This window comes from Nocardia arseniciresistens (genome assembly GCF_046764875.1).
In the GTDB taxonomy this organism is placed as follows: Bacteria; Actinomycetota; Actinomycetes; order Mycobacteriales; family Mycobacteriaceae; genus Nocardia; species Nocardia arseniciresistens.
Map to the genome: position 1 here is coordinate 148,577 of NZ_JBKORD010000012.1, position 22,073 is coordinate 170,649.

At 64.4% G+C, this 22,073-nt stretch carries 22 protein-coding genes; 10 read left to right on the forward strand and 12 right to left on the reverse strand.

The features are described 5' to 3' along the window. Positions 1 to 57: 57 nt before the first annotated feature. The 3 genes from ACLMAJ_RS22775 to ACLMAJ_RS22785 form a co-directional block, all read right to left on the reverse strand. A complete protein-coding gene (locus ACLMAJ_RS22775; protein ID WP_412015828.1) occupies positions 58 to 933 on the reverse strand; it encodes a TIGR03619 family F420-dependent LLM class oxidoreductase in 876 nt (291 codons plus the stop codon). 1 nt (position 934) lies between these two features. Further along, positions 935 to 1,261 carry a hypothetical protein gene (locus ACLMAJ_RS22780; RefSeq protein ID WP_412015829.1) on the reverse strand — a complete coding sequence of 109 codons (327 nt, stop codon included), beginning with the start codon at positions 1,259 to 1,261 and terminating at the stop codon, positions 935 to 937. Positions 1,262 to 1,363: 102 nt separating this feature from the next. Further along, positions 1,364 to 1,885 carry a VOC family protein gene (locus ACLMAJ_RS22785; protein ID WP_412015830.1) on the reverse strand — a complete coding sequence of 174 codons (522 nt, stop codon included), beginning with the start codon at positions 1,883 to 1,885 and terminating at the stop codon, positions 1,364 to 1,366. Between the two features lie 60 nt (positions 1,886 to 1,945). Here ACLMAJ_RS22785 and ACLMAJ_RS22790 point away from each other — a divergent pair, with 60 nt between their 5' ends. Next, the gene (locus ACLMAJ_RS22790) at positions 1,946 to 2,641 is read left to right on the forward strand and encodes a TetR family transcriptional regulator (RefSeq protein ID WP_412015831.1); all 696 of its coding nucleotides are present in this window, start codon (positions 1,946 to 1,948) and stop codon (positions 2,639 to 2,641) included. 296 nt (positions 2,642 to 2,937) lie between these two features. Here ACLMAJ_RS22790 and ACLMAJ_RS22795 read toward each other — a convergent pair whose 3' ends face one another. Together ACLMAJ_RS22795 and ACLMAJ_RS22800 are read right to left on the reverse strand one after the other, a co-directional pair. After that, positions 2,938 to 3,879, reverse strand: coding sequence for an acyl-ACP desaturase (locus ACLMAJ_RS22795; RefSeq protein ID WP_412015832.1), 942 nt, complete (start codon positions 3,877 to 3,879; stop codon positions 2,938 to 2,940). A 235-nt stretch (positions 3,880 to 4,114) separates the two neighbouring features. Then, complete coding sequence (locus ACLMAJ_RS22800; protein ID WP_412015833.1) at positions 4,115 to 5,077, reverse strand: helix-turn-helix domain-containing protein; 963 nt, start codon at positions 5,075 to 5,077, stop codon at positions 4,115 to 4,117. Between the two features lie 85 nt (positions 5,078 to 5,162). Between ACLMAJ_RS22800 and ACLMAJ_RS22805 the strand changes: the two genes are divergently transcribed. The 6 genes from ACLMAJ_RS22805 (at position 5,163) to ACLMAJ_RS22830 (ending at position 12,139) form a co-directional block, all read left to right on the forward strand. Continuing rightward, the gene (locus ACLMAJ_RS22805; protein WP_412015834.1) at positions 5,163 to 6,407 is read left to right on the forward strand and encodes an MFS transporter; all 1,245 of its coding nucleotides are present in this window, start codon (positions 5,163 to 5,165) and stop codon (positions 6,405 to 6,407) included. Between the two features lie 761 nt (positions 6,408 to 7,168). Continuing rightward, positions 7,169 to 8,356: a hypothetical protein gene (locus ACLMAJ_RS22810; protein WP_412015835.1), complete on the forward strand. Its 1,188-nt coding sequence runs from the start codon at positions 7,169 to 7,171 to the stop codon at positions 8,354 to 8,356. Positions 8,357 to 8,656: 300 nt separating this feature from the next. Further along, entirely contained in the window at positions 8,657 to 9,040 is a 384-nt protein-coding gene (locus ACLMAJ_RS22815) for a DUF488 domain-containing protein (protein WP_412015836.1), read from the forward strand. 37 nt (positions 9,041 to 9,077) lie between these two features. Beyond that, complete coding sequence (locus tag ACLMAJ_RS22820; protein WP_412015837.1) at positions 9,078 to 10,601, forward strand: PucR family transcriptional regulator; 1,524 nt, start codon at positions 9,078 to 9,080, stop codon at positions 10,599 to 10,601. A 506-nt stretch (positions 10,602 to 11,107) separates the two neighbouring features. Next, a complete protein-coding gene (locus ACLMAJ_RS22825) occupies positions 11,108 to 11,509 on the forward strand; it encodes a TraR/DksA family transcriptional regulator (protein ID WP_412015838.1) in 402 nt (133 codons plus the stop codon). Positions 11,510 to 11,779: 270 nt separating this feature from the next. Beyond that, a complete protein-coding gene (locus ACLMAJ_RS22830; protein WP_412015839.1) occupies positions 11,780 to 12,139 on the forward strand; it encodes an MmcQ/YjbR family DNA-binding protein in 360 nt (119 codons plus the stop codon). Positions 12,140 to 12,218: 79 nt separating this feature from the next. Here the strand turns inward: ACLMAJ_RS22830 and ACLMAJ_RS22835 are convergent, their stop codons facing one another. Both ACLMAJ_RS22835 and ACLMAJ_RS22840 read right to left on the reverse strand, forming a co-directional pair. Continuing rightward, positions 12,219 to 12,935: a polyamine aminopropyltransferase gene (locus ACLMAJ_RS22835; protein WP_412015840.1), complete on the reverse strand. Its 717-nt coding sequence runs from the start codon at positions 12,933 to 12,935 to the stop codon at positions 12,219 to 12,221. Between the two features lie 25 nt (positions 12,936 to 12,960). Further along, entirely contained in the window at positions 12,961 to 13,758 is a 798-nt protein-coding gene (locus ACLMAJ_RS22840; protein WP_412015841.1) for a HugZ family pyridoxamine 5'-phosphate oxidase, read from the reverse strand. 95 nt (positions 13,759 to 13,853) lie between these two features. On the opposite strand from ACLMAJ_RS22840, the gene ACLMAJ_RS22845 reads away from it, so the two are divergent. Beyond that, positions 13,854 to 14,948 carry a hypothetical protein gene (locus ACLMAJ_RS22845; RefSeq protein WP_412015842.1) on the forward strand — a complete coding sequence of 365 codons (1,095 nt, stop codon included), beginning with the start codon at positions 13,854 to 13,856 and terminating at the stop codon, positions 14,946 to 14,948. A 153-nt stretch (positions 14,949 to 15,101) separates the two neighbouring features. Here the strand turns inward: ACLMAJ_RS22845 and ACLMAJ_RS22850 are convergent, their stop codons facing one another. Then, complete coding sequence (locus ACLMAJ_RS22850) at positions 15,102 to 16,106, reverse strand: SMP-30/gluconolactonase/LRE family protein (RefSeq protein ID WP_412015843.1); 1,005 nt, start codon at positions 16,104 to 16,106, stop codon at positions 15,102 to 15,104. A gap of 238 nt (positions 16,107 to 16,344) precedes the next feature. After that, positions 16,345 to 17,250, reverse strand: a complete 906-nt coding sequence (locus ACLMAJ_RS22855) for an NAD(P)-dependent oxidoreductase (RefSeq protein WP_412015844.1) — start codon at positions 17,248 to 17,250, stop codon at positions 16,345 to 16,347. 50 nt (positions 17,251 to 17,300) lie between these two features. On the opposite strand from ACLMAJ_RS22855, the gene ACLMAJ_RS22860 reads away from it, so the two are divergent. Further along, on the forward strand, positions 17,301 to 17,672 hold the full coding sequence (locus ACLMAJ_RS22860) for a MerR family transcriptional regulator (protein WP_412015845.1): 372 nt from the start codon (positions 17,301 to 17,303) through the stop codon (positions 17,670 to 17,672). A gap of 351 nt (positions 17,673 to 18,023) precedes the next feature. Here ACLMAJ_RS22860 and ACLMAJ_RS22865 read toward each other — a convergent pair whose 3' ends face one another. Both ACLMAJ_RS22865 and ACLMAJ_RS22870 read right to left on the reverse strand, forming a co-directional pair. Next, positions 18,024 to 18,740 carry a metal-dependent hydrolase gene (locus ACLMAJ_RS22865; protein ID WP_412015846.1) on the reverse strand — a complete coding sequence of 239 codons (717 nt, stop codon included), beginning with the start codon at positions 18,738 to 18,740 and terminating at the stop codon, positions 18,024 to 18,026. Between the two features lie 57 nt (positions 18,741 to 18,797). After that, positions 18,798 to 19,169 (reverse strand): DUF4913 domain-containing protein, encoded by a 372-nt coding sequence (locus tag ACLMAJ_RS22870; RefSeq protein WP_412015847.1) that lies wholly within the window; start codon positions 19,167 to 19,169, stop codon positions 18,798 to 18,800. Between the two features lie 271 nt (positions 19,170 to 19,440). Here ACLMAJ_RS22870 and ACLMAJ_RS22875 point away from each other — a divergent pair, with 271 nt between their 5' ends. Next, complete coding sequence (locus tag ACLMAJ_RS22875) at positions 19,441 to 20,463, forward strand: fused (3R)-hydroxyacyl-ACP dehydratase subunits HadA/HadB (protein WP_412015954.1); 1,023 nt, start codon at positions 19,441 to 19,443, stop codon at positions 20,461 to 20,463. A 607-nt stretch (positions 20,464 to 21,070) separates the two neighbouring features. Here ACLMAJ_RS22875 and ACLMAJ_RS22880 read toward each other — a convergent pair. Then, on the reverse strand, positions 21,071 to 22,015 hold the full coding sequence (locus ACLMAJ_RS22880) for an RNA polymerase sigma-70 factor (protein ID WP_412015848.1): 945 nt from the start codon (positions 22,013 to 22,015) through the stop codon (positions 21,071 to 21,073). Between the last annotated feature and the right edge of the window lie 58 nt (positions 22,016 to 22,073).

The window sequence follows — 22,073 nt, forward strand, 5'->3', positions numbered from 1 at the left end:
ATCGCAGCGCCGACGTGTCGAAGACGGCTTCCCGGTCAGCGGGATGCGAGTCGACGATCAGTTGCCGATCTTGGCGATGACCTTCTCGGCGAACCGCGACAGGTTCGCGATCTTGGTGTCGAGCGGTTCGGTATCGACCTCGGTCGTATACGGGTAGCGGAAGCCGACGATCACATCGGTGACGCCCCTGTCCGCCAACCGTTTCACTCCGTCCACGGTGAATCCATCCAGCGAGATGACGTGCACCTCGAAATCCTCGCGGGTTCCGTATTCCGCGCGCAGCACGGTGAGCCGGTCCAGCAGCCGATCCAACTCCGCGGGATCCCCACCGGCATGCATCCATCCATCACCGCGCTGTGCCGCCCGGCGCAACGCGGGCTCACTGTGTCCACCGATCAGAATCGGAATCGGCGCGGTCGGCACCGGATTGATCTTCAGCGGCGCGATGTCGTAGAACTTGCCGTGGAATTCGAAGTACCCGCCGCCGGTCAAGCCACGCACGATGTCGATGCATTCGTCCATCCGTGCGCCGCGGTGTTCGAACGGCACCCCCATCATGTCGAAATCGTCGGGCCAGGGGCTGATTCCGACACCGAGCCCGAGCCGGTTGCCGCTCATCGCCGCGATCGAAGCCGCCTGCTTGGCGACCAGCACCGGAGGGCGAATCGGCAGTTTCAGCACGAACGGTGTGAACCGCAGCGTCGTCGTCACCGCGGCCATTGCCGCGGTCACCACGAACGCCTCGACGAACGGCTTGTTCTCCAGGAACTCCCGGCTGCCGTCGGGGGTGTAGGGATACTTGGCGTCGGAGTCCTTCGGGTACGCGACGCTGTCGGCCACAACCATGCTCGTGTACCCGGCCTCCTCGGCCGCACGCGCCAACGGCACATAGTAGGTGGGGTCGACCATCGTCTCGGCGTAGGTGAATCGCATATCAGATGTCCTTCGGTGTGCAGGTGCGCGGTGGATCCGCCTGCTCGGCGGGTGATGAGGTGCCGTGCGCGGCATGGGCACCCGCGCGGCGGCCGGAACAGTCCTCGGTCAGGGGCGTCAGCCAGTACCCCGACGATGCGACCGAGGGGATCGGCGACCAAATGTTCGACCGCTCGAACTCGACGCCATTGGCGGCGGGCCACTCGAAATGCGCGACGCTGTGCTGGCAGTACGTACCGATCTTCACCGGATCCGGTTGCGGGGTAACCGGTTGCAGGTAGGCGGTCATCGCCTCGACGCTGTCGTCGTGGCCGGTCGTTTGTTGCACCGGCGCGCCACCGCCGAGATAGAAGTGCCCGGCGCGATCACGTTGTCCCGCTCGGGCTCATCGGTGTCCGGCGACTCCGCGATCGGCGGGCGATCACGTCATCTACGCCCATGGGTTCGAATATCCTTCCGGGATCAGGTGATCGAACATCGCCCGCATGTCCGCCGAGAGCCGCATCAGCTCGACGTGCGAACCGAATGCGCCGCCGTCGAGGTAGGCGAACTCCATCCCGATCCCCTCGAAGGACCCCCTGGCGAGGATCTCGCAGCCGCGTGACCGCGCCTGCACGAGTGCGGCGTCGAAGTCCTCGGGAACCCATGCGACGTGATGGAGGCCTGGGCCGACGCGGTCGAGATGCTCGGAGTACAGGCTCGTCCCGCTCCTGGGCTCGATCAGCTCCAACTGCTGCCCGCCCGCATAACCCAGCGCCACGGTGATCGTGTACTCGGCGGGGGCGCCGCGCAGCTCGGTGGACTCCGGCCCGAAGTGCACATCGGGGATGGTGAGCCACTCGGTCACTCCGTAGCGTTCGGTGAACTCCCGCTGTGCACCCGCCATGTCACCGACCACCCAGCACAGCTGGAATATCGGTCCGTGCGCGATGCGGTGATCCGTACTTCCCACGCCACCAATTAATCACTGATGCTTAACATCGTCAATACTCGGGTTTAGTACAGTGCGGTTATGCCCATCGACGATTCGCGCGCGGCACTGCTCGACGCCGGGGAACGACTCATCGCCGAACGCGGCGTCGAGGTCCCACTGCGCGACATCGCCGCCGCCGCAGGCCAGCGCAACAACTCCGCGGTCCACTACTACTTCGACTCACGCACCGGCCTCATCGAAGCCATCGTCGACCGCCGCATGAACTGGCTCGAAGACCGCCGAATGCAACTGCTCGCCGAACACGAAGGCGACGACACCGCACATCAGGTCCACACCCTGGTCGCCATGCTAGCCGCACCGATCCTCGAACTCGTCGGCACCGACCGCGTCACCCACTACGGCCGCTTCCTCGAAGTCGTGCGCGACCATCCCGTCATCGCCGACGCCCGCCGCCTGGCAGGAGCCGACCGCGCCGCGGTCCGCATCATCGCCGTCCGCCTCGACGCCGCACTCCCGCAACTGCCCGCCCGCCGCCGTCGCCAACGCCTGGAGACCATGGCAACGGTCATGTTCGCCCTCATCGCCGACTACGAACGCGCCCTGGAATCAGGCGTCCGCACCCCCGACCCCGACAACGACGCCGCGGAAATCATCGACATGATCGTCGCCATGCTCACCGTCCCCACCCGCGCACCGACCCCCCACAGGCCGCAACCGATCCCCACATCGCAGCGCCCCCGCAGTGTGAGCAAGTCGGCGAACCCGCTCGATTGATGGGCGCGGGGTTTGGGTTCGGCGACTCCGAGAGAATCCAGCCCACCGGCAGTGCTCCGATGCCTATCACCCGTGGTGGGGCGGGTTCGGTTCGCGGTGCGCCGAACTCGACTGCCGCGCCGTAGAACTCGGGCAAGGCTGCACCGCGCCGGTCGAAGTCCCAGCACGCCTGGTCAAGCGTGCGCTCGCGCCGAACTATCGGCCACCGACATCGAACACTTCTGGAACGCGGTGACCGGCACCGGGAAGGACGTCACAGTCGTGGGGGTGTTCGCGACTGTGACATCCCGGGTGCCCTATCCGACCCGCGCCGCCTCGCGGGCGAGGATGCGGGCGCGTTGTTCCTCGAACCGGATGACGTCGCGAGTGAGTTTGTCGAGGTACTCGGCGAGTACGTCGCGGCTGCGTTCGCCGCGTGCGGTGAAGTCGGTGCGCTTGAAGACGTTCCAGGTTCGCAGGATAGGTAACACGACGTCGTCCAGGTGCTGGCGAAGGTCGTAAATCCCGTGCTTGACCATCAACACGCCGTTGCGACGCCAGTTCGGCATGCCGGTGCCCGGCATGGCGAACGTCTTCACGATAGTGGTCACGGACTCCATCGCCTGGTCAGGGGCGATGTCGAACGCGGCACCGGTGACGTTGCGATAGAACATCATGTGCAGATTCTCGTCGGCCGCAATGCGTTGCAGCATCCGTTCGGCGATCGGGTCGTCGCAGACTCGCGCTGTGCTGCGATGGCTGACGCGGGTGGCCAACTCCTGGAAAGTCACGTACGCGACCTGATCGAGCACACCGCCGAAGCCCTCCGGCGCGTGTACGCCGCGGGTCAAATGCACCATCCGGTCGTTCTCCAAGGCGACGGGATCGACAGCGCGGGTGCATACGAGGTAGTCACGCATGGCGATGGCGTGGCGGTTTTCCTCGGCGGTCCAGCGGCCGACCCAGGTGCCCCACGCACCGTCGTGAGAGAAGTTTTCGGCGATCACGCGGTGGTAGGAGGGCAGGTTGTCCTCGGTGAGCAGATTCGTGATCATCGCGACTTTGGCGACCTCCGAGAGCCGTGACTGCTCAGGATCCCAATCCTCACCACCCATTGCTGCGAAGTTGCGGCCCTCGTCCCAGGGGACATAATCGTGCGGACACCAGTCCTTGGCGATGCCAACATGCCGGTCGATGTTGGCCGCGACCACCGGCTCGAGCTCGGTCAGTAGCTGGAGTTGTGTCAAATCCTTTGCCATGCAGCGCCTTTCGATTCGGTGGAAAAAGCCACGGAACGTACCGCTGTTCATGCATTACTGACTGTGCGACTGGCCGCACCCACACCCTAGACGAGCGCGACCAGTTTGCTGCGTATCAGGCCCGGCTGAATTCACTCAGTGTCCGACCGAGGTGGCAGCGGTTCTGTGTGCGGTATCGGTGCCGGCTGCGCCCCATGGGCAGTGGCAGTCGCTCGGACGAGCCTCCGGCGCCCTGTCAGCGCTGAAAGGACCGGCGGTAGAGCATCGGAGTGACGCCGACCGCACGGATGAAATGGTGTCGGAGGTTGCCCGCGGTGCCCATGCCGCAGAGTTGGCTGATGCGCTCCACCGACAGATCTGTGGCCTCGAGCAGTTGGCGGGCGCGGGCGAGGCGTTCAGTGTGCAGCCAGCGCAGCGGCGTCGTGCCGGTGGCTTCGGCGAAGCGGCGGGCCAGGGTGCGTGTACTGAGCCCGGCAATGCGGGCCAACTGCGCGATGGTGAGTTGCTGATCGAGATTCTCGCTCGCCCATTGCAATACCGGTCCGAGTCCATCGCCGTCGGATCGGGGCATCGGCTGCTCGATGTATTGCGCCTGACCGCCCGCGCGGTGGGCTTGGACAACCATCCGGCGCGCCACCTGATTTGCGACGTCCGCGCCGAGATCGGTGCGGATGAGATGCAAGCACAGGTCGATACCAGCGCTGACGCCCGCGCTGGTAAGCACGTCGCCTTCGTCGACGTAGAGGACCGCAGGATCGACCCGGACGCGCGGAAACCGAGTCCGCATGAGTTCGGCATAGCGCCAATGGGTGGTAGCCCGCCGCCCGTCCAGCAGCCCCGCCGCGGCCAACGCGAACGCGCCGGTGCACAGCGAGACGATACGAGCCCCGCGCGCGTGCGCGGTCAGAACGGCGGCCGTCAATCGCGGATCCACGGTGTCCGCGGATACGTCCTCGGGATCCAGCCCGGGCACGATAACCGTGTCCGCGCTCTCGAGCGCGTGTAGATCATATGGCGTGTCCAGGACGAAGCCGTGTGCGATACGCGTCTTGCCGGGATCGGCGGCGCACATCCGCAGCTGGTACCACGGATCGGCGATATCGCGCCGATTGATCCCGAATGCCTGTGCAGCAATGGACATCTCGAACATCGGCATACCGTCGGTGACGGCGACCGCTACGACTCCCGGGTTACCCACAACCCCAGACTACTGGCAGAATTTTCATCAAGTTAGTCATTTCTGCCACTCGTCGAAGATCGTTCCCGCGACGAGTCTGAATCTTGTGACTACGACTGATGTTCCGCGCCTACCCCGGCTGCCTCATGAAGTGGCATTCGGCCTGGCCGCGGCGGTGATCGGGTTCTGCCTGGCAGCCTCCGCCGTGCCCTCGCCGCTCTACAAGCTGTACGCGACGACCTGGCACCTGGACACCTCGACGGTGACGCTGATCTACGCCACCTATTGCTTCGGAGTCTTGGCCACCCTGCTGGCGGTCGGCCGCATCTCCGACGCCGTCGGCCGTCGCCCGGTCATCGCGGCCGGACTGGCTGGTCTGCTCGCGTCGATGGTGTTGTTCGGCTATGCCTCCGACGTGATCTGGCTCTTCCTCGCCCGCGCCGTGCAAGGGCTGTCGACCGGCATCGCCATCAGCGCCGCCGGTGCGGCGTTGATGGAGCTGTATCGAGGCGATAATCCCGCCAAGGCCGGTCTGTACAACGTCGTCGCGAGCTCGCTCGGGGTCGGATCGGGTGGGATGGTCGGGGCACTGCTGGTGCAATACGTGGCCCATCCGCTGGTGACGCCGTTCGTCCTGCTCGCGGTGTTGGTGACGCTCCTGTTGCTGGGCACCGTGCTGATGCCGGAAACCGTGGTGTCGCGCACCGGATTTCGGGTCACCGCACCCGGTGTGCCGCGTGCGACCCGCGGGCCGTTCCTCTTGGCGGGGTTGGGGATCGCGTGCGCGTGGTCGATCATCGGCCTGTTCCTCGGCCTGGTCGGCGCGATCGTCCCGGCTCTGCTGCACACCAGCAGTTATCTGCCCGCCGGTGGTTCGATCATGGTGATGGGCTGCGCGGGCGCGGTGGCTGCGGTGCTCACCCAGAAGACGGCGTCGACGGCCCAGATCGCCTGGGGTATGGCGATCATGTCGGCGGGCATCCTCGGCCTGGCCGGGTCTGTGACCGGCGACGGGACCGCCGTAGGGTTCCTCGTCTCCGGCGTCGTCATAGGATTCGGCATGGGTAGCGGAATGTTCGGTTGCTTGCGCACGATCGGTGCCGCGGCCCCACCGGATCGACGAGCCCAGGTGATGGCGGCGTTCTACATCGTCGCCTACGCGGCCATCTCCCTACCGACCATCGGTGCGGGCTACACGGCTCGCCACCTCGGGGCCGCACCCACCATCCAGATCTTCGGCGCGGGCATCGTCGTCACCTCGCTGGCGACCATGGCACTCGCCCTCGCTCGACACCGCGCCGTGGTGAACACCACCACCACCACACCGCCATTGGTCTCCTCGCGGGCATAGTCCACGCCTGTCCAACCCAGGGCTCGGCGGGGATTCCAGAACACGATCGCCGCATCGCTCAGGTCGACGTGACACATGTACCTGGGCGAGATGTTCTGCCGGGCACTAGTAGCGGCTCACTCCGAGCACGCTCACACGATGCGGCCGCCGGTCGGCCGCGTCCACTGGGCGGGCACGGAGACCGCGACCGAGTGGTACGGCTACACGAAGGCGCGATCAGGTCAGCAGAATCCGCTGCGGCCGTGATCATGGCCACGCAGCAGCGCACAGTATCAACGTCCGGTAGAGGGCAGTAGTACGCGCCGAAGGGTGGCAAGACCCCGCAGCCGGGCTATCCGGCGGCGGGGTTCCGTGCGCCGAGTGCGTCAGCCGCGACCTGCACCGGCCGTTTTCGGGGCGCAACACCAGTGTGTCGAGCAGCATCTCGAGATCAGCGGCGCGCGATAGCGACCGCTCAGCCCTCCGCTCGGTCGGCACCTCGTTCGCGAAACATTTTTTCGCGCCACTGAGCGTTGGTAGACGAACCGCGCAGTCTCGGGGCCAACGTCGGTGTGTCCCATTGACCGGCCTTCTGCCGAAAGGTAGACGCTGTTGCATCAGGACGGTGGCGTTGATCGTGAAGCTGGGTGTGGGCGTTGGAATCGTATGTGCGACAAGTGATTCACGACCTCAACGAGAATGCTTTCGACGCCAGTCCGGGTCAGTGCATGGGACGACAAGGCGCTGGGCAGTCTTCGGCTCTGCCCATAGGAGGCTAAAGAATGGGCCATGACGCGTACGGCGAGGCAGCTGCCGCATTCCGTCGGCTTGCCAGCAGTCTGGCTGGTGCCTTCAACAGGTTCGGCGAGCACGATGCTGCACAGATACTCCAGGTAGGCGGTGCCTCTCGGGGGTCCGCCCATGTCCTGCCGGAGGCCGATCGGAGCGGCGAATTATCGGTTCGAAGCATGGACACATTGCCATCGGTCAATCCGCACACCGCCAACTTCTCCGACAGTGCCATACACACTGCCGACCACCCGATTGCACTTCCCCCTCTCACGATGGCAGAAGCATCGGAGCTGACTGCACATGTTTCTCGACTACGTCTTCCGTTCGGCCTGAACGTTGCCTGCGGCCGCAAAGCGGACGCGATTCTGTACGAGATGCGCAAGCTCGGCGTGTCGGAGCATAATATCGGGATAGCGCGGTCATTTATCCCGGACCTCTCCGAGGCCGGAATGCGGCGAGCCGTGGAAACCGGTGCGACCATGCACAAGAACTGGAGGGCAACGCCCGTATTCTCGGAACGAATGAAAATGAACACCGGTAATCTTGTCGCGGAAGATGAAACCGTAGAATTCGAAGGTTCACGCTTCGCCAGGCGCTCCGACGGAAGCGTAATAATCAGTTCGCCGGACGGCGAAAACCATTGGCCCGTATGGGATACCGACCGAATAAGCCATTTCTTCAACCACACCGCAGCCACGATACGAATATCGAGGGGCAGTGGGGAGGTGATCGGGGTGATAGATCCCGTCTACGATACGACGCGGCCGTTGAGCTTGAAGGAGTGGGCGCGATGCCAGAACTACTCCGAGGTAAACATCCTGACCGGACGAATGACGGACCCTGTTGGGTCGCCCTTTCATGTCCATACCGAGCTCATGTCCGAAACGCGGCGAGCGGAGTATGAAGCACTGATACAGACTCCCGGCTCTACATATTCGTCTGTTATGAAGAATTTTTTCAACCTGGAAGACCTGCCCGCTTCGCAGCTCGGATCGACTTCCGTACCCGCCTTCAACGAGTATTCGAATGCGCAAACGCAATCCTTCACGATACTGTCGGGCAATAGTCTCAATGTATTGGGCGTCGAGTCCAGTGTGGGTGCAGCTCCGATCGAGAACCAACTCTCCTCTCTCATGAGCTATCAAAAATGGCTTTCCCTAACTGGCGGCATACCGTAGAACTGGGCGATGGGCCGGAAGGAATCCCGCAGTGAATCGTCGAATCCGCCGATGAGCTCCATCGCCTCTCGCCGGACGAGCAGCGTTGGGTGCGTTGGCGGTTGTAAATCAGACCTTCGGCGCAGCGCCGAGACGGTCACGTGGATCGGCGAGGCTCGCGCGACGCTCTCCTGACCCGTCATACGTCTGCCGAATCCACACTCAACACCTGAAGCGACCTGTTGCGGGGCCCTCGCCGGCGTCAATACCTGACCGCGAGGGGACTAGCGTCCAGGAGCAAGGAGAACAGGGAGGTCGATGATGACGACGCGGCACACTGTGCGGATCCGCAGGATCTACGACGACCCGACCCCGCGCGACGGCACTCGCGTCCTGGTGGACCGGCTGTGGCCGCGTGGCGTCAACAAATCCAGAGCCCACCTCGACGAATGGTGCAAACACATCGCTCCATCGACCGAACTGCGCCAGTGGTATCACCACGAGCCGGAACTCTTCGACGAATTCTCCCGCCGCTACCGCGCCGAACTGCGCGAACCCGAACGCGCCGAAGCGCTCGACCATTTGCGCGAACTGGCTGATCAGAACGATCTCACGCTGCTCACCGGCACCAAGAACGCCGACATCAGCGAAGCAGCCGTACTCAGCGAACTCATCGCAGAGCCGGGCAGGTCTCTCGAACAGTGAGCGCACTACATTTTCGGTTCGGCAAAGGAGCGGCCTCGTGGTGACGTTGGACCGGTTGGCGAACGTGTTGAGCGGCCTCGGGGTCCGGCTGCGGTTGGGATCGGTTCCCCGGACCACGGAACTGCGCAGCGTAGTGATCCACCAAGCCGACGCGGACCCCACGGAAGCCGGCGATGTGCTGCTGGGAATCGATGCCCGTTCGACAGCCGAAGCCGCGGACTGGGCGGCATCGGCGCGGGCGGTGGTCGCGATCATCCGCGACGGTGCCGAGGCCGGGGACGAACTGGAGCTCGAGGGTGTCGCTGTGCTGGTAGTCGACCCCGCGGTGGCCTGGAGTGAGGTGGCCGCGGTGGTCTACGGCCTGGTGTTGGAGGGACGCGAGACCGAGGCCGGTCGCGGCCCGACCGATTTGTTCGCCTTGGCTGACAGCCTGGCCGACGCCGTCGAGGGTGCGGTGACGATCGAAGACCACCTGTCGCGAGTGCTGGCGTACTCGAAACCGCGACAGCACCTCGACCCTGCCGGGGTCGAGACCATCCTGAGCAGGCAGATGCCACAGCCGCTGCGGGACATGTTCGAAACACATGGCGTGTTCACCCATTTGGCGGTCTCCGACGAACCGCTGTTCGTGCCCGCACAGCCTGAACACGGTGTGACCGGGCGGTCGGTGGTGGCAGTGCGCGTGGGACGCCAACTACTCGGCTCGGTATGGGTGTCCGCGCCGACTCCGTTTCACGGGCCGCGACGTTCGGCCCTAACCGCCGGCGCACGCACCGTCGCCCTGCACCTGCTGCGTTCACGGGCCAGTGCGGATCTGGAACGCCAAGTGGAATCCGAACTGGTGATCCGTCTACTCGAGGGTGCCGCGGACGCGGCGACGGTGGCCAGTCGGCTGGGGTTGGCGCCGGTGTCGTTACGGGTGATCGCGCTACGCGCCCGGATGGCCGAGGATCGCCATGCCGCGCTGCTGCAAGTCTTCGAGCGAGCGACAACCGGATTCGGCTGGTCCCGGGCCGGCCGCAGCGCTCTGGTCGGCGACACCGTCTACACGGCACTACCCGCCGATCAGGCGACGGCGGCACGGCACTGGATCAATGAGTTAAGGGCGGCTTTACCCGCACAGCTGGTGGTGCTGGCCGGGATCAGCGGTAGCGCCCGCGCCACCGAACTGGCATCGGCGCGCCCCGAGGCCGACGAATGCCTGGCGCTACACGAAACCCGTCCCTCCGGCGCAGAGCCACCCGCGTACGACGAATCCTGGGACGAGATCCTGCTGCAACGCCTACGCACCGCAGGACTCTCTGGACGCACCCCCACACGGGGTCCGGTGCCGGAGTTGCGACATCACGACCGCGAACACTCCACCGAATACGTAGCGACACTGCGCGCCTGGCTACAAGCTCAAGGCGACCCCGCCACGGCGGCCGCACAGCTCGGCGTCCACGAGAACACCGTCCGCAACCGGCTACGCAAGATGGCCCAGGTCACCAACCTCGGCTTGGGCGACCCCCGCAAACGACTCGCCATGATGATCGAACTCGCCGCCACCGACCACGAATAGCCTCCATGCGCTGTCCTAAGGCCACAATATGGTCCTTCTCGATTGTGGGACCGACACAACCAATCGCCTCGACGGTTACACCATCATGGGATGTGAAAGGCAACGTCTCACTGTGGAGGTGAATACCGATGGACGGACGGCGGGCGCGGCCAACCCTCCCGGTCAGGCCGCGGCCCCCGGTCCCTGACGCGATGCCCGAACTCGATCAACTGCGTTGATACGGCAGCAGGACCCCACGATATCGGAAATCCGAAGGGACAAGCCCGGTCCCACGCCACAGTCCACGACTTATCAGCCGGTACTGCCCGACGCAGCCCGCTCCAGACGACGCTTCTCGGACCGAAGAGCGCAGCCGACCAGTACCGAAAGGTCACCGCACGACACCACATACCTATCGTCGCGCCGGACCTCATTGCATGAATTGCTGACGGAACGCAACCAGGCGCCGCGAGACGAACACCGAACGCTTGCGACAACACCCAACCCTGGAGACCAGGATGGCCCCCGTGCACACCACCTCAAACGACCGCCTCACCCATTTCCTACCCAGATTGCGGACCGCATTGAGCCAGCTTCGCGAGTTCCGCCTACAGCAACTAGCCGAACTCGACGCCGAAATCGACGGCACCGCAACCCCTGTCGACCCGGCCGACATAGCCAGACGTGAGGTGACCATCAACCTGGCCGCCGCAGCACGGCACGCACTGGCCGACATCGGCGAAGCTCTCTCCCTGCTCGCCGCCGGACACTATGGCCGCTGCCGTGGCTGCGGTGCCGAGATCCCCATCGAGTTACTGCAGACCATCCCCACCACACGGTGGTGCTCGAGCTGCCGCCAGCGACTCACCCGCCGACGGCCACAAAACCGGTCCCGAGAAGGAACGCCGACAAGGGCTTCGCTTCCCTGAGTCGAATGTCCAGCGCTTCGATACCGCACCGAAGAACTCCGAGTCGACGACACCACCGGCAAACGGATCGACCCCGACGTTCTCCCACTCGAGCCGAACGAGGTGTAGGCGGTCCGCGCCAATCCGAATCGGGGCCTACTCGCGACGAATCCGCGACGGCCCGGATGTGGTTGAGTTGGCAGGTGCCGATTCTTCCGCCCCGCCACGTGCGCGCGACCCTGCTCGGCACCGTGGAGGCCGCCTCAGCGGACTGTCCCAAGGGAGCCCACGGTGTCTGTGCCCGATAACGAACTCTTCCGAATCGTCGACGCTCTCATCGAGGTCCAGCGCACCAAGGGCGAGAGGTACACCACCTTCAGCGTGCGCGGAAGGCGGTTCGGCTACTACTGGCCGCAAACACAGACCGTCGGGTTGAAGCAGACCCTGTCCGAACAGCAGGCGTTGGTATCCGAGCGCCCGAAGGTCTTCGAGGAACAGTTCACCGCAGGCGGTTTCGGCTGGGTCGTGGTCTACCTGGAAGGCATCGAGGCCGACGAACTATCCGAGCTGGTTTTCGAGGCATGGCGATTATCGGCTCCCGAACAACTGGTCGCCGAAGTACCGGACTGGACACAGTCGATACCCCGATGAATCGCGGCAACCGCCGCACTGTCTCCAGCACGAGAGTCCAGGCCCACGACGGAAGAGACGAGCCGACACCCTCAGTCGGTCAACCCCGGGTCGCCAGATAGACGGTGCTCGCGGATTGGACACGCGTCAGCGGGTTGTCGAAACACACCAGCTCGGCCGCGACATCGGTGAAAACCTCCGCGAGAACCGAAACGAACTCCGCATCCGGTGCGCCATCGGCCCACATCGCGAACGTACCGCCAGGGCAGAGGTACCGAGAGACCGCATGCAGGCCGCCCTCGGTATAGAACGCGGCATGCGGCTGATGCAACACATGACGCGGTGAATGGTCGATGTCCAACAAGATCGCATCATAGGTTCGGCCGGCATGCTCCGGATCGAACCCGACCGAACCCATGGCAGCGGCGAAGAAATCCGCCCGCACCAGCGCAACCCGACCGTCCGCGGCCATACCCGCCGTGTCCGGCAGCAGATCCCGCACATGCCAATCGATCACCGCATCGGAATATTCGATGACAGTCAGCGTCCGAACCCGACTGTCCGCCAACGCCTCTCGCGCCGTATACCCCAAACCGAGCCCACCGACGAGCACATCCACACGCACACCCGGCGTGCGCGCCAACCCCCTACGCGCCAACTCCCGCTCCGCCACAGTGAACAGGCTCGACATCAGATACTCGTCCCCGAGCTTCACCTCGTACACATCGGCACGCACCGTCGGATCGAAACGCCGCCGCAGACTGAACTCACCCATCGGCGTCTGCTGCCAGCCCAATTCCTCGAAGCGTGCGCTCATCGCAGTGACGATAGACCCACCCCGATCAGCCCTCGCGCGACCGCCGCGCCAACTCCACCGTCGCCGCCCGCAACTCATCGATCGAATCCAGCGGCGCCACATAACCCACCCGAGTACGCGCCACCCCCCGCGGCGTCACCACCCGCAAATCCAACCCATACCGATCCGCGCGCTCACAACTGGCCGCCGTCGAATCCGGATACCCACCGAGTACCTGCGCCATAGACAACAGCGCGCCCGCATGATCCTGGTTGAGATGCCGGATTGCCTCCGCGGCAACCGGAATCACCGGGTCCGGCGCGGCAGCGGCATACTCCTGCGCCGACGCCGAATCCATCCGCCCATAGCCGCCGACCCACCGAATCCGTTGCACCCGCAACACCCACACCGCGAAATCGCTGTAATCGATGTAGTACTTCGCCGCAGGCACCGCCGCCAAATGCGCCTGCCGTGCCGCCTCCGCCTCCGCACCGACAGGCGCCTCCACAACACCCGCCAGCGTGACCCGCGCCCCCGCCAACGGATCAGCAGGCGGATTCGGCTCCACCACCGCGATGCTCGCCCGCGGATCGGCCGTCAAATTACGACCGTGCTCCGCCATCCTCGACACACACAACACCGGCTGACCATCCAACAGCCCATAGGTGATGAACGAAGCCCACGGCGCACCATCCGCACTCAAACTCGCCATCGTCGCCGTATTCGTCGCCGCCGCAACAGTTCTCGCCTCCTCCGCAGCGGAAGGACGCACAGAATTCAACACCGGCGCGGTCGGCTGCGGAATCGAAGGCGCATCGCCGGGATCACCGTGATCGAGAGTCATACCCCCCAGCGTGCCATGAAGAAACACCAGTCACCGCAGAGGGCTGGAACGTGTTGCGCGCGCGCAACCACGCCAGATCGGCAAGACTTGCGGATGTGACCCGATATGCAATCGACGCAGACCGCAACGCGCTTGTCGCCATCTGGGCGACCGGACGCGGCGATCTCGCGGCGACAGTGGCCGCGCTGCCACCGATAAGCCCAGACCAGGCAGCAAGTTTGGCGTCGAATCTGACCACCCTGTCCCGTTTCCAATGGCGCACCTACACCCACCCGGCCAGCGCCGCGGGGGATCCCGACATCCCCAACAGCGAGGCATGGCGGCGTGCGGAAGAGCGCAGGAACTTCAAAGAAGTCGACGCGGCCATCCGCACACCCAACCTGCCCACCGACCACGGCCTGCTCGTCTCCTACAGCGGCGTCGTCGAATCCGCCCACCGCGTCGGACGCACCCTGCACGGCGTCGACGACCTCGAACTGCGCACCACGATCCTCGCCGAAGTCGCCACCGAACAAGCCGCCATCGAATCCGCCGAACTCGGCGACCTGACCGGCCGAGCCCGCCAAGCCGTCGAACTCTCACGACCCGACGTCTCACCAGCCCAGGTACAAGCAGCCAACGAACTACTGCGCGCCGACCCACTCGGCTCCATCGAACTGTTCACCGAACTCGACCCCGCCTCCGCGGCCGTCGCCGCCGCCCACTGGCTCGACGCGGCCGCCGAAGTAGCAGGCGAACTGGCAGGCGTACCGACCGTCGATGTCGTCGTCGAGGCCGACGACATCGAAGCCCTCCAGGTGGAAACACCCACCCTGATGCTCGAACGCCTCGGTGCAGGCGAAACACCGACCGACGTCGTTGTCGACCTCATCGCGGAGGCCATGGCGGTCGCGGAAGGACACGTGCCCGCACCATGGGCCGTCGTCGGCCGAGTAGCCGAAATCGAAGAGCAAGCCCGCAAATTCGACCTCGATGCCGACACCCGCGAAGCCCTGCTCGCCGAATTCCGCATCAGCCGCCTCGACCCGGTCCGCCCCGCCCTCGACCTCCTCGAAGACCTCCTCGACGGCATCCGCGGCTGCCTGCTGCTCTACACAGCCCACAGCATCGGCGACGCCGACGACCTCGAAGCCCAGTTCGCCGCCGACGTCCGCGAAGAAGCCGACACCCACCCCGAACAACTGTTCTGACAACCCGCCCTGCCCGGACACCCTCGACGACCGAAGAGCCCGGGCAGGGCGGACACTCAACGGCACCATCCACTGTGCACTGAAATTCGCGGAGTGCCCGAACCCCTTCCCGCCGCTACATACAGCAACCCGGGGACTCGCCCGTCGCGCCGATCAGGACGGAACCCGCGTCACCCCGACCGCAGTCTCGGTCAGACTTCCCAGGTACAACACGCCGCCATGCTCGACCACGCCGGTAACCATCGAGAAGTTGGTGCCCTCGACCTGAAGGTCATGAACGACCTTTCCCTCGAAATCGACCGCCATCACCCAGATCGTCTTCGGCGGCCTCAGCTGCAACCACGCAGGAAGCGACCACACGATCCGACGCAGCACACCCGGTAGCGGCAGCAGCCGGTCCAGCAACGGATTCCGCGGAGACGGGAGGGTAATCCAGATCAACCCGTCACTGCCGAGACCCATGTTGTCCGGGAAACCGGGCAGGTTCTCGATGAGATAGTCGTGAGTGCCGGCCTTCGGCCCGGTGAGCCAATAACGGGAGACGCGATACCCGCCGGTCTCGGCAACCACCACGCATGAACGGTCGGGGGACAGGACCACCCCATTGGCGAACTGTAAACCGTCCAGCAGCGTTTCGACCACGCCGGACGGATCACGGCGCAGCAGCCTTCCGGTCCCGGAATGCTCCAATATGTCGCCCATCCACTCGTCGAGCCGATAGCGACGCGATGACGACGAAAAATAGATCGTGCCGTCGTCATCGCGAACGACGTTGCTGGCGAAGGGGAGTGGTTCGCCCTCGACCTCGTCTACCAATACTTCGAGACCGCCATCGGCGTCGAGGCGCAGCAGTCCACGCGTCGAATCGCAAACAAGGACCGAACCATCCGCGTCGGCATGCAGACCCAACGGCCTGCCGCCGGTGTTCACGAGCAGGTGCATGCTCCCATCGGCAGGATCGATGCTGAAGATCGAGCCGTCGGCGACACCTGTGAGCACTCGCCCGTCGGGCGTGAGCACTACATCTTCGGGGCCGATGCCGGGCAGTTCCACCCTGGCGACCGGGGCGAGCGGTGGGGCGCTGTGGGTTTCGCGAGCGCGGGGGAGAGCTGGCGGTGGCGTCCAGCGGTGGGGGCGCATCGTCGAAGCGGTAGACATAGCGTCAGATTAGCCCGATGGGTTGGGTCCATCGGGCTAATTGATCAAAATACATCACCTTACGTAGATATGCGCATCTACGCATAGAGGCCTATTAGCAAAACTCACCAACGGTCCGGCTTCGCCGGACACAGCAAGGACAGGGGAGGGGCATCCCGGACTCGGGTATCGGCCGATGAGTTCCCGTGGAGCTGTGTGCGACAGCTCCACGGGAACTCATTCCGCGAGTGACCAGCGGTTACGACCGCGGCTTGCGGAACTGCTCGATCATGGCCGCATAGCCGTCGCCGCCGTGCCCCTCGGCCACCGCCCGGTCGGCCAGTGTCTTGGCGAGCTCGGGCAATTCGGCATTGACGCCGAGGGATCGGCTCTCCTCGATGAGATGCGTCATCGAGGCCAGGTGGATGTCGATGGTGGCATCGGCGGCGGCGTATGTGCCATTGTCGATCTGATCCGCCATGCCGGACAACCATCCGGTGACGGTCGCGATCCCGTGGCTCACGAATGGGGTCACCGTCGCCGCATCCACCCCCGCGGTGCCGAGCAGGGCCGCACCGTGCAGGAATCCGTTGAGGACGCTCCACATGACGGTCAGCGTCGCCATGTCGTACAGCGCGGACAAGCCGTGATCGGCGCCGAGGTAGGTGGTGCCGGATCCGAGGCTGCGCAGGGTCGGCTCGTGGGTGTCGAAGGCGGCCTGCGGCCCGCTGTAGAGGAGGGCGGCGGCGGGGGTGCTGATGTCGGTGGGAGCGGCCAAGATCACGCCATCGAGATAGGTCGTGGCCCGTGCGGCCGCCCAATCGGCTGTCTGACGGGCCTGTTCCGAGGTGCCGGAGGTCAGATTCACCAGGACCCGGCCCGCGAGCACGTCCGCCAGCGGGTCGAGAAGCTCGCGCGCGGCCTGGTAGTCGGTTACACAGATTATCACCAGGGGGCTCGCCGCGACGGCATCGCGAGCGGACGCGGCGAGGGTGGCACCGCGAGCGACGAGCTCTTCGGCCTTGGCCGGCGAGCGGTTCCACACGGTCGTAGGGTGTCCATTTGTCAGGAACGCTCCGGCCAGCGTGTGGCCCATCAGTCCAAGGCCGATGACTGTCACTGGAGCATGGCTTGCGTCGGAGGTGGGCGCTGATACTTCGGTCATTTCAGTATCATCGACCTTCACATCGGTATGAAGGTCAAGGAGGAACGACGGTGTTGATCGGGGAACTGAGTCGCCGAACCGGAGTTGGTTCGCATCTGCTGCGCTACTACGAGGCACAAGGTTTACTCGAACCCGCCCGCGGCGCCAACGGCTATCGCCGATACGCCGACGATGCCGTCCTGACCGTGACCCAGATCAGGGGGCTGCTCGAGGCGGGACTGTCGACCGAAGACATCCGGTATTTGCTGCCCTGCGCGATGGGCACCGCGCCCGAGTTCGAGCCATGCTCCGACCTGGTGGACATGTTCGAAGCTCGCATGCGAGGGCTCGACGAACGTATCGATGCGCTATCTCGGTCGCGCGACGCCCTTCATAGCTATCTCAATGCCACCGAACGGGGACCGGCGGTGCCCAGCGCGTAGGACCTGCCCCGCTGATCGCCCCGCCTTCGGTCAACATCTTGATGGTTGGGCGCTGTCTGGATATGGGGTGCGGGAGTGGGAATCCTGCCGAGCAGGGGAGCGGAGCGTGCGAGTGGCGCGCTCATGGGTGGGGCAGCCGTGGTGAGACGGCGGTAAAGCGGATGTCCGGTCGACGACAGCCCATAGGCAGTCGCAGCCGAAAGTATTACTAGCTGAAACATGCGCATATCGGGCTATGCATATCATTGCATGAACAGCTCTACTGGAGTTGTCACTGATAACTGAAACCGTTCACGACCAAAAACAGCAAGGGCACCGAGGAGCAGTGGTCGACCTCGGTGCATCGAGCTGTCAGGGGCTGGTGGTGAAGACGTGCCAGAGCACGGCCAGCGTGCCGAGAGTGAATAGTGGGGAGAGGACCCAGGTCTCGACCTTGTTGCCGGTGCGATCGATGATCGGTACGCAGGTGCGCAGCGGGAAGGGCCAGAAGAGGCGGCAGCCGCGGTCGGTGAGGCAATCGCCCGCTAAGTGGGCCAGTGCGCCGAGCCCGACGGAGAAGGGCAGCCAGACCGGTTTGTCGGTGATCCAGTGATCCATCGCGAAGGTGCCCGCGGCCGCGAGGATCACTACGGTGCCCCACGCCTCGACGCCGTCGCCGGAGGGGCAAATGTGCAGTGCGCGTACGGCGAGGGCCAGCAGGAAGAAGACGAGCGAGAGGGTGAAGTAGCGTCCGAGCCAGTGTTCACCTGCCCAGGTCCCGTATCCCACGGCGATCACGAACGCGAACGAGTGCGTGGCATGTCGGTGCCCGCCTGATATCCACGAGATGAAGCGGCACAGATAGTGCGAGACCGGCCCGAGCACATGCGAGATGGTGCCGTTGGGGTGGTCCGCGTCGGGCAGCAGTGCGGCACCCGCCGTCAGAAAGGCGCCCAACAGCAGATCGACAGGGCCGAGATGTACGTCCGCAGTTGTCAATACGGGATAGGTCAACGCCGATATGGGCAACGTCGCCGCCGCAACCGACCAGGCGAACGCGCCGCTGGTCGCATGAGAATGTCCTAGCACCGCATGAACGTTAGTTGACGACAGTACCTTTCAGATAAGCGCGGTTGGGCGGCGCGGCTACTCGTCCATGGAGTGCGTGGGGGGCAGGAACGGATGTGGCGAAGGCGATTTCAGTGGCAGCGACGGGATCTTGTCCGAATGGCCTTTGCGCACAGAGCATCCGCTGAACGAACCGACCGGGCTCAGTAGAACATTCATGTGGGGGCCCGCGTGGTCGATCAACCACACCGAGAGTCCGGTCGGTCCATCGATTCGGTAGTGCTCCCACGTTCTCCACAGCGCATCGAAGCGCGCGACGGCCTCCGCGTGCTTCCACCATTCGGGACACCACGCGCACACGGCGATGTCGCTGCGATAGATCGAGCTCAGGTACTTCTCGACGAACTCGACAGCAGATTTGTAGACAAGCGTCGTTTGCTCGTCACTCATTCGTCCCTGCCTTCGCGGCCTGCTCAGGGTCGAATTTGCCCGATCGCAGTGGTTTCCCGGCCCCGTCCCGAGAATAAACGATCGCTACCCCGTACCGCTGGGGTTCGCCGACAGGGGGAGTGTGGGGGTGGCTCGAGTCGAGGCAGGTCGAGACGGCTCACCGGATCGGGTTGCGGTTGGGCCCATCGGGCTTCCGATATCCTGCCGTGAGTCCGTTCCTCGAACAAAGGATAGGTTTACGGTGAGTTCTGTAGTCGATGCACCTGATGTCATGTCGCAAGTGGGGCACTACTACCAGGCGGACGGTACGTATGAAGTCGGGCGCGAGAAGGTCCGCGAGTACGCGCGAGCCGTTCAGGACTATCACCCTTCGCATTGGGACGAGGACGCGGCGGCTGAGCTCGGATACTCGGGGCTGGTAGCGCCTTTGACGTTCGTCTCGATTCCGGCGATGGCGGCCAACCGCACCCTGTTCGAGAACGTGGTGGTCGGGTACGACATGTTCGTGCAGACCGAGCAGGTTTTCGAGCAGTACAAGCCGATTGTCGCGGGGGATCGGCTGATCACTGATGTCGAGTTGTCCGGGGTTCGCCGGATCGGGGGCAAAGACCTGATCACCGTCACGAACACCTTCACCGATCGGAATGGCGATGTTGTGCATGTCATGCATACGACGGTCGTCGGTATCACGGGCGATGAGGTGGACCCCGAGATAGCTCGCGCCGTGGAGAACGTCATGGTGCATGGTGTCGACATCCTCGCCCGTGGCAGGACGGTCGAGAATGTTGCGTCGGCGAGTGCGGAGTCGACACCGCGGCGGCCGGAGGGGGAGTTGCGGTTCTCGGTGGAGGGTGCTGCGCGGGTTCCGAGCACGGGTGTGTCGTTCGATGACCTGACCGTCGGTGTCGAGCTCCCGATTCGCGACGCCACTGTCTCTCGTGGGGATCTCGTCAATTACTCGGGTGTCTCCGGCGACGCCAACCCCATTCACTGGGACGACCGCGTTGCCCGACTCGCCAGTCTGCCGGACGTGATCGCCCACGGCATGCTCACGATGGGGTTGGGGGCAGGTTTTGTCTCGGCGTGGTCGGGTGATCCTGGCGCGGTCACTCGCTATGGTGTTCGGCTCTCGAACTACACGGTGGTCGAGTCTCGGATGGGTGGGCAGATCGAATACTCGGGTCGCGTCAAGTCTCTGGACCCGGCAACGCGAAGCGCGGTGGTGGCTATCGTGGCGAAGTCCGCTGGCCGCAAGATCTTTGGACTGGCGACCGCCAACGTTCAGTTCCGCTGATATCCCGATTCGGCATCACGGATGACCTCGATGGCCAGGGAAGGTCGTGCGCGTTGCCGGCGTATCCGATTCGCGCCAATTGTTGCTTGGCCGGGCTGATCATCGGTTGAGTGGTCAGCCTTTATCCTGGCCCGTTTCCTGGCTGATGAGCAGCGGATCCAGTCGGCGGGGGAAGGTTCGGCCATGATTTCGACTGTGACACAGGGCATCGACACGTTTCAGCGCTAGGTTTACATAATGTTGATTATCGGCGTTAGAACGGGTGGGCGGAAGGGGTGGTCCTTACCTCGGATGTCGTTGCTGTGTGCGGTGTCTCGGTAGTAAATCGCTCGGGTTGGCGCTTGGCCCCGGGCCTGGTTCCCTATTCGCGCGGTTTGCGCTACTGGATGCGTGCTACCAATCCCCTTGGCGCAGTTATCCATTGATGGAAATTTTCCTGTGAATCTTGCTTTTGGCAGATAAATATTGGGTTGAGTCTAGATCTTGCTTTTGGGCCCGCCTCCCCCGGTGTTCGCTTGTCCACCTCGAAACGTCACTGTGACGAAACATGGTATGACGCAGGGGGGATTGCTATTGCATTCTCCGTGCTCCTGCCGTGGCCCAAGACTCACTCATTGGACGTTCGACACGGTTGTAGCGAGACAGGACCTGCTTTCCGGCTCACGGCGGTTTCCCGTTCGACATGCGACAGCTTCTCGGGGTTGCGCACGAAATAGAGTCCTGTGACCAAGCCGTCGTCGATCCGCACCGCCACAACACCGTCGATCTCCCCATCGAGCCGGACGACTAGAGCCGGCCAGCCATTGACCTGCGCCGGCATGGCTGAAGCCTTGCCGCCCATCCAGCCTGAGCCGCCGACCAGCAGCCGCGCAACCCGAACGGCACCGACAACGGGTCGCAATAGCGCTTGCTTGACTCCGCCGCCATCACCCAAGAAGACAACGTCAGGTGCGAGCATGTCGAGCAGACGTTGCAGGTCACCCGTTTCGACGGCCCGTTGGAACGCCTCGAGTGCGGCTCGGGTCTGTGCCGGGGAAACGACGCCGCGTGGTCGGCGAGCGGCGACGTGGGCCCGCGCGCGGTGGGCTATCTGACGGACTGTGGCCGGGGTCTTCTCGACGGCTTCAGCGATGTCGTCGTAGGCCAGGTCGAACACCTCGCGTAGCACGAACACTGCCCGCTCGGTCGGGGCGAGTGTCTCGAGCACCAGCAGCATCGCCATCGAGACGCTGTCGGCCAGGGCGATGTCCTCGGCGACGTCGGGGGCGGTGAGTAGCGGTTCGGGCAGCCAGGTGCCGACATAGGATTCCTTGCGGCGGCCGAGGGTGCGTAGCCGCCGGATTGCCTGCCGGGTGGTGATTCGGACCAAGAAAGCCCGTTGGTCGCGTACCGCGTCGAGATCGATGTTGGCCCACTGCAACCAGGTCTCTTGCAGCACGTCTTCTGCGTCGGCGGCCGAGCCGAGCATCTCGTAGGCGACGGTGAACAGCAGGTTGCGTAGGGCGATGAATGCCTCTGTAGCGGGGTCGATGCTGTCGCTGTCCCTCATCATGTCGCTCCTGCCTTTCGGTTTCGACCTGGTCATGCATAAGTGGTCCGTCCAGGCCGTT

Coding starts and splice junctions, on each gene's coding strand:
- ACLMAJ_RS22835 (WP_412015840.1), bottom strand. CDS start 12,935: ATGAGCGCACGCTTCGAGGAATTGGGCTGGCAGCAGACGCCGATGGGT.
- ACLMAJ_RS22875 (WP_412015954.1), top strand. CDS start 19,441: ATGTCGCAAGTGGGGCACTACTACCAGGCGGACGGTACGTATGAAGTC.
- ACLMAJ_RS22870 (WP_412015847.1), bottom strand. CDS start 19,169: ATGAGTGACGAGCAAACGACGCTTGTCTACAAATCTGCTGTCGAGTTC.
- ACLMAJ_RS22810 (WP_412015835.1), top strand. CDS start 7,169: ATGGGCCATGACGCGTACGGCGAGGCAGCTGCCGCATTCCGTCGGCTT.
- ACLMAJ_RS22840 (WP_412015841.1), bottom strand. CDS start 13,758: ATGACTCTCGATCACGGTGATCCCGGCGATGCGCCTTCGATTCCGCAG.
- ACLMAJ_RS22815 (WP_412015836.1), top strand. CDS start 8,657: ATGACGACGCGGCACACTGTGCGGATCCGCAGGATCTACGACGACCCG.
- ACLMAJ_RS22850 (WP_412015843.1), bottom strand. CDS start 16,106: ATGTCTACCGCTTCGACGATGCGCCCCCACCGCTGGACGCCACCGCCA.
- ACLMAJ_RS22790 (WP_412015831.1), top strand. CDS start 1,946: ATGCCCATCGACGATTCGCGCGCGGCACTGCTCGACGCCGGGGAACGA.
- ACLMAJ_RS22880 (WP_412015848.1), bottom strand. CDS start 22,015: ATGATGAGGGACAGCGACAGCATCGACCCCGCTACAGAGGCATTCATC.
- ACLMAJ_RS22795 (WP_412015832.1), bottom strand. CDS start 3,879: ATGGCAAAGGATTTGACACAACTCCAGCTACTGACCGAGCTCGAGCCG.
- ACLMAJ_RS22775 (WP_412015828.1), bottom strand. CDS start 933: ATGCGATTCACCTACGCCGAGACGATGGTCGACCCCACCTACTATGTG.
- ACLMAJ_RS22855 (WP_412015844.1), bottom strand. CDS start 17,250: ATGACCGAAGTATCAGCGCCCACCTCCGACGCAAGCCATGCTCCAGTG.